Below are 4,749 nucleotides of genomic sequence, written 5' to 3' on the forward strand. Positions count from 1 at the left end.
GCCGGTTTTGGGGGGCGGGGCTAACCCCGCGAAGCCAGTTGTTGCCGAAGCAGCGGTAAACGCCATACCGGCCGAAGAGAATCTCCGGCGCGGATGCATTGTCAGCTTCGCGGCTTACGCCGTTCCGACAAGAGAGCGGCAGCTTTCGCTTACGCCGGACGCACGCGCTGGGTCAGTCCCTTGAGGAAGTTGCGCAGGGCCTGGTCGCCGCATTCGCGGTAATTCTTGTGGTCCGGCTGGCGGAACAGGGCCGACAGCTCCGGCTTGGACATCGGGAAGCCAGCGGCCTCGAAGATCGCATGCATGTCCATGTCCTTCAGCTCGAAGGCCACCCGCAGCTTCTTCAGCACGATGTTGTTGGTGATGCGCTTTTCCGGCGGACGCTGCGGCTGCGATTCATCGCGGCCACGGTAGTGGTAGATCAAACCGTCCAGGAAGCGCGCCAGCACTGCGTCCGGGCAGGCTTCAAACAACGGTTCGTCGTCCTTGCGCAGGAAGTCGTGCACCTGTGCCGCATCCACTTCAAAGCTGGAATCGGCCAGGTGAATGGTGTCCACCACCATGCTGTCGCTGAGGTCGAGCATGTAGCGGATGCTACGCAGTACGTCGTTGTTGATCATTGCCACTCCGGAACCACCGCGGCGGAGATGCCGGCGGGGGCATAGTGTAACGCCGCACCGGCGGTGCCCCAGCCTACAATCGGGGCTGGTTCAGCAAAGTCCGCCGGTATGCACCCTCACGCCTCCATTCCCGCGCCGCCCATCGGGGCCAGGTATGCCGCGCTGTCGTTGGCGGGCCGGCAATGAGTTCACGCTCGATCCTGCACTTGTGCCTGCATGTGGCGGTGCCGGCCTTGCTGGCCTGGCTGTTCTGGCGGCCGCAGTTCGGCAAGGCCTGGATGTTGTTGCTGCTGGGCTGGGTGATCGACCTGGACCACCTGCTGGCTGACCCGATCTATGCCCCCAACCGCTGCAGCATCGGCTTCCACCCGCTGCATACCGCGCCGGCCATCGTGCTGTATGCGGGGTTGACCCTGCCCAAGCGCACCCGCCTGTTCGGCATCGGCCTGCTGGTGCATATCGCGCTGGATGCGCTGGATTGCCTGTGGATGCACGCCGGCCGCTAAGCAGACGTCAGGAGTACGTGGGGCGGGCTTACCAGCCGCCCCAGGGACCGGGACCAAAACCCGGGCCAGGGCCGTAGGGGCCATAACCATAGGGACCGGGGCCTTCGCTCTTGCTCATATGGATGTTCAGGTTCACCCGACGGCTCTCGCCCTCGTCGGTGTTGTAGTTCTTGCCCAGGTTCAGGTCCACGGCCTGCCAATTGCTGTTGCCGTAGGCCTTGGAATAGCCGATGCCGGCGCTGACCGCGCCGTGTACCTGCAGTTTGTCGTCCATTACCTGGGCGCCGGGGCTGTCCTTCTTCTCCAGCCCGCGACCGCTGTGGTCGCCGTAATAGGTGCCTGGCGCATCACCCTTGTAGGTATCGCCCAGGTAACGCAGCGGTGCCTGCGGCACGCTCAGGTCCAGCCCGCCCGCAGCGCTGGCGGCATCGTCCTGCGCCATGGCCAGGGCAGGTGCCAACAACAGGACGGCGATCAGGGATGTGCGGATCATGTTGCAGGTGCTCCGGTGCAGGGGCCGCACCGTCATGGTTTGGCATCTTGGACGCTACCAGAAAAGGCTTGAACGATGGCTGTCAGATAGCGCTCCGTCGGCGCGGGTCGTATGCGACGCGCGGCGGGGTCTTCGCGCCGGACAAACATGGCTGCGCTAGGCTGCTGCCATCCGTCGCCGGGAGTCCGCCATGTATGTCGTGATCCTGCTCAAAGGGCAGAACCGCTATGCGCGTGAGCGTTGGGAGCAGGTGCCTGAAGTGGTCGAGTATGAGGGACATGGTTTCTCGTTGCGGGCTGGGCCACGCCAGCCGCTGCCGACCCACCAGCAGTGGGAGCAGGTCGCGGTGTACGCCCCGGATGAGCTCACCGAGGAAGAGTTCCAGGAGATCTACGAGCTCAACCGCAGCCATATCGCCGAGTTGGCGCTCAAGTACTGAGATGCTGGCGCTGTTTCGCAGGATGTTGGCGCGCGCTGGCATATAGTTCGCGCAGGCGCGGTGGTCCGCGCGATCCGGTGTCTGCCCTTGCTTGCTCAACGTTTTTCGCGCCCGCTGCGCGCATTGTTGTTGGTTCTTCTGGTGGCCTTGGGGGGCGTGGGCGCCAGTGGCGCGGTCTGGGCGGCACCGGATGGTGTTGCCGCTGACCTGAGCCCGCAGGCGCGTATCGAGCAGGCCTCAAGCACGGTCGCGGCGGTCAAGCGTGCGGTCAACGATGCCGATGCGCCGGAAACCCTGAAAACCCTGGCCGAACGCGCCAGCCAGGCGCAGCGCGAGGCCGAGGCCAGCGTCGCCGCGCTGCAGCCGGAGCTGACCCAGCTCGATGCCCGCATCGGACAGCTTGGGCCGGCACCGGAGGGCGGCGAAGACGCCGGTATCGCCCGCCAGCGCAAGCTGCTGGACCAGCAGCGCAGCCAGATCGATGCCGACATCAAGCGCGGCAAGTTGCTGGCCGAGGACGCCAGGCAGGCCAGCGAGTCCATAGAGAAAATGCGCGCCCAGCAGTTCGGCGAGCAGTTGGGCCGCAAGGTGGCCTCGCCGTTGTCGCCGGCACTGTGGCGCGAGTTTGGTGAGCATTTGCCCGACGATTTTGCCCGCTTCCAGTCGCTGTACCGGCAGGCCAGCAATGCCTTGCTGAAAGCCGCCGGCAAGCAGGGTTGGGGCATGCCGCTGCTGGGTGCCTCGCTGGCCTTGCTGATGCTGTTCCCGTTGCGCATCTGGTTGCGCCATCTTGGCCGTCGTTACGCGGCGTCCGAGCGCGCCCCGGATGGCCGTCTGCGCCGCACTGGTCTGGCCGTGTGGTTGCTGCTGGTCGGCACCTTGCTGCCGGGGTTTGCTGCCACGGTACTGATAGCCAGCCTGCAGGCAATCGATGCGATCGCGCCGCGCCTGGAATCGGTAGCCAATACCTTTGTTGCCGCCACCTTTGTCGCCGCCTTCATAGGTGCGGTGGCAGCCAGCCTGCTGGTGCCGTCGCGGCCGACCTGGCGGCTGCTGGATATCGATGATGTCGCCGCCGCTCGCCTGCGTCGCTTTGCCTGGGGCGCGGCCAGCCTGACCTGGTTGACCATGCTGCTGCGCGAGGTCAATCGCGCCGCGCGTACCTCGACGGTAGGCACGGTGACCTTGGACGGATTGATCGCACTGACCTACGTGGTGTTGATCATGAGCATGCTGGCCACGCTGGCCGGCCTTCACCGGCGCCGCGCGGCCGAGGCCGCACAGGCCGAAGCAGAGAACACCAGCAGCGGCCGTTCGCCGCGCGCACCGCGCAGTGGCTGGCTGATTGTGGCGCGACTGGGCGGCTACCTGAGTATCTTCGCCGCATTGGTGGCGACCCTGCTGGGCTACCTCAACTTCGCCATGTTCACTGCCCAGCAGATGGTGTGGGGCACGGTGATCGTGCTGGCGACCACCTTGTTGACCCGCTTTGCCGACGACTTCGCATTGTGGCTGTTGGCACCGGAGAGCGCGGCCGGGCGCATGCTGCGGCTGTCCACTGGTTTGTCGGCCAGTCGCCTGGAACAGGCCGGAGTGTTGCTGTCGGCGATCTCACGGGTCGCGCTGGTCATCCTGGGCATCACCGCCTTTGTTGCACCGTTCGGCAATGTCAGCGCCCTGTATGGGTGGCTGGAACGTTTGTCTGCCGGCATCAAGATCGGCGGCAGCCTGCTGACACCTAGTTCGATCTTCAGCGCGGTGCTGGTGTTGGCGTTGGGCCTGGCTCTGATGCGGGTGGTGCAGCGCTGGCTGGTGGACACCTATCTGCCCAAGACCGAGCTGGATATCGGCGCGCGCAATTCGATCAGTACCGTGGCGCACTACCTGGGCATTGTGCTGGCCGCCTTGTGGGCGTTGGCTGCGTTGGGTATTGGCTTTGAGAAAGTTGCACTGCTGGCCAGCGCTTTGTCAGTAGGTATTGGTTTCGGTCTGCAGGCGATCACCCAGAACTTCGTCTCCGGCCTGATTCTGCTGGCGGAGCGGCCGGTGAAGATTGGCGACTGGGTCAAGATCGGTGATCAGGAAGGCGATATCCGTCGCATCTCGGTACGTTCGACCGAGATCCAGGTCAGTGATCGCTCCACCTTGATCGTGCCCAACTCCGAGCTGATCACCAAGACCATCCGTAACATGACCATGGCCAATGCGCTGGGCCGCATCCAGGTGCAGTTCTCGGTGCCGCTGGGTACCGACATGGGCAAGCTGCGAACCTTGTTGCTGGGAATCTACGCAGCCAATGAAACGGTGTTGATCGACCCGGCACCGTCGTTCTTCATCGATTCGATCAGTAGCGGCCAGGTGGCGGTGAACAGCCTTGCCTACGTGTCTTCTTCGCGCAATGTATACGGCACCCGCAGCGAAGTGCTGTTTGCCTTGCTGGAGCAGACCGCCGCTGCCGGCATAGCGCTGTCCACTCCGACCGACATCCATCTGGTACGCGATCCCCCGGACGCATAGGTAGTGCCGAGCCATGCTCGGCTGGGGTGTTACTGGTGAACCCGACGTGGTTTTGTAGGAGTCAACTGTCTTGAGCGCCTTCGGCTATACCGGCTGCCCAAGGTGCGTTGTCACGCTTCATGGCATTGAGCCTGGTCAGGTATTTGCGCATACAGGCGGTGACAGCCAGCTTTT

Annotated in this window: 5 protein-coding genes; 3 read left to right on the forward strand and 2 right to left on the reverse strand. The window is 64.3% G+C overall.

What is annotated here, in order from left to right:
- Positions 1–149: 149 nt before the first annotated feature.
- Positions 150–620, reverse strand: coding sequence for a YehS family protein (locus ACVOMF_RS20445; protein ID WP_481510903.1), 471 nt, complete (start codon positions 618–620; stop codon positions 150–152).
- Positions 621–802: 182 nt separating this feature from the next.
- On the opposite strand from ACVOMF_RS20445, the gene ACVOMF_RS20450 reads away from it, so the two are divergent.
- On the forward strand, positions 803–1,126 hold the full coding sequence (locus ACVOMF_RS20450; protein ID WP_481510904.1) for a DUF6122 family protein: 324 nt from the start codon (positions 803–805) through the stop codon (positions 1,124–1,126).
- 28 nt (positions 1,127–1,154) lie between these two features.
- On the opposite strand, the gene ACVOMF_RS20455 is transcribed toward ACVOMF_RS20450, so the two are convergent.
- Positions 1,155–1,619 (reverse strand): hypothetical protein, encoded by a 465-nt coding sequence (locus ACVOMF_RS20455; protein ID WP_481510905.1) that lies wholly within the window; start codon positions 1,617–1,619, stop codon positions 1,155–1,157.
- Between the two features lie 190 nt (positions 1,620–1,809).
- On the opposite strand from ACVOMF_RS20455, the gene ACVOMF_RS20460 reads away from it, so the two are divergent.
- Complete coding sequence (locus ACVOMF_RS20460) at positions 1,810–2,058, forward strand: hypothetical protein (RefSeq protein ID WP_481510906.1); 249 nt, start codon at positions 1,810–1,812, stop codon at positions 2,056–2,058.
- Positions 2,059–2,145: 87 nt separating this feature from the next.
- Positions 2,146–4,575: a DUF3772 domain-containing protein gene (locus ACVOMF_RS20465; RefSeq protein ID WP_481510907.1), complete on the forward strand. Its 2,430-nt coding sequence runs from the start codon at positions 2,146–2,148 to the stop codon at positions 4,573–4,575.
- Positions 4,576–4,749: the final 174 nt, after the last annotated feature.

It is taken from the genome of Stenotrophomonas sp. STEN022 (assembly GCF_056760155.1).

What these genes read in the sequence shown, in the direction of transcription:
- ACVOMF_RS20460 (WP_481510906.1), top strand. Translation starts at nt 1,810, where the DNA reads ATGTATGTCGTGATCCTGCTCAAAGGGCAGAACCGCTATGCGCGTGAG.
- ACVOMF_RS20445 (WP_481510903.1), bottom strand. Translation starts at nt 620, where the DNA reads ATGATCAACAACGACGTACTGCGTAGCATCCGCTACATGCTCGACCTC.
- ACVOMF_RS20450 (WP_481510904.1), top strand. Translation starts at nt 803, where the DNA reads ATGAGTTCACGCTCGATCCTGCACTTGTGCCTGCATGTGGCGGTGCCG.
- ACVOMF_RS20455 (WP_481510905.1), bottom strand. Translation starts at nt 1,619, where the DNA reads ATGATCCGCACATCCCTGATCGCCGTCCTGTTGTTGGCACCTGCCCTG.